The organism is Flavobacterium shii, assembly GCF_025847235.1.
Lineage (GTDB): Bacteria > Bacteroidota > Bacteroidia > Flavobacteriales > Flavobacteriaceae > Flavobacterium > Flavobacterium shii.
The window spans coordinates 1-1182 of sequence record NZ_JAOZEW010000054.1 but is presented as its reverse complement, the minus strand read 5'-3'; the positions used below and the strand labels follow the sequence as shown (position 1 = coordinate 1182).

Here is a 1182-nt window from a genome sequence, read left to right as displayed (position 1 = left end):
AGACATTTTATTTCATCTTCTGAAAAGCAGCTACTAGATTCTATTTCTTCTTCAGGACAATTATAGGCTATTTGCATTAAAAATAGTTTTACAATAGTTTCCATCATCAGTAAAGAAAGTTTGCGAATAGATTTTGAATAAGTCAACTCACTTGCTTCTATATTAAAGCCTTCTTTTTTTAAGATTCTAAATACTTCTTCTATTGTCCATCTGCAAGTATACCAAGTAATACAATTCAAAGCTGTTTCTAAATTCTCAATATTTATTGTTGTCAATAATCTCCAACATATTGGATTTTCAACATCGGTATTTATTTCTTTGGCTTCTATGATATTAAGATTGATATTTTTGGGAGCTGTTTTAGAACTTAAATCATTTTTATTTATTGTTACTTGTGAGTAGCGAACTTCTAAAATAGCTTCGCGCTTTTTTATGTTTTCTCTTTTATCGCCTTCTAATTCTATTGAGTAGGTTCCTTTGGATGGTTGCTCTGCTATATAGTCAAAAAGTTTTGTTTTGTCTGAGAGAGTTCTATTTGCTCTTGCCCGAACTAATAAATGCGTTTTCTGATCTGGGACAACCCCGAATTGCTCATAAATATCGCCTTCTCTATCCTGAATGATTATAATTTCTTTCGCCTGACTTAATACCTTTTTTGAGTTTTGAGAAGATTCTATCCATTTGTAAGATTCTTTTTCTTCTATTGGAAGTTTATTATAATCCCGCTGTTTTTTAGTTAGCTTTTCCAAAGGTCGATTCCATATCTTGACATCAGAAAAACCATATGGAACTAGCGTCTGAGCATCTAAAACAAAACTAGGATGAAGTAAAAAACCAATACCTCCTTTAGCTGCATTAGTTCTACCAATGTAATGATCCTTTTTTACTCTATTTTTATGGTTGTATAAATTAACTTCTGTAGTATCTTGAATACACAGAAGAACTTTGTCTGTGCAAGATGAAACGCAATTAGCCCTCATATTGCGTATAATATCAGCTTCGGAAACATTATCATTTTGTAAAAAACGATAAAAAGATTTTGCCTCAGAATCACTTTGGGTAATTTGACGAATCGAGTGAACACTATTCTTAAATAATTTGTCTAAAATTATATTACCTCTCTTTAATAAACGTGAATCCTTTATGTCACTTAATTGTCTTTCGTTCAAAATTTATTTTTTT

1 protein-coding gene is annotated in these 1182 nt (G+C 30.7%); it reads right to left on the bottom strand.

The features are described from left to right. Positions 1-1169, bottom strand: a 1169-nt coding sequence (locus OIU83_RS23520) for an IS4 family transposase (RefSeq protein ID WP_264208707.1), incomplete at its 3' end; no start/stop codon positions are given. Positions 1170-1182: the final 13 nt, after the last annotated feature.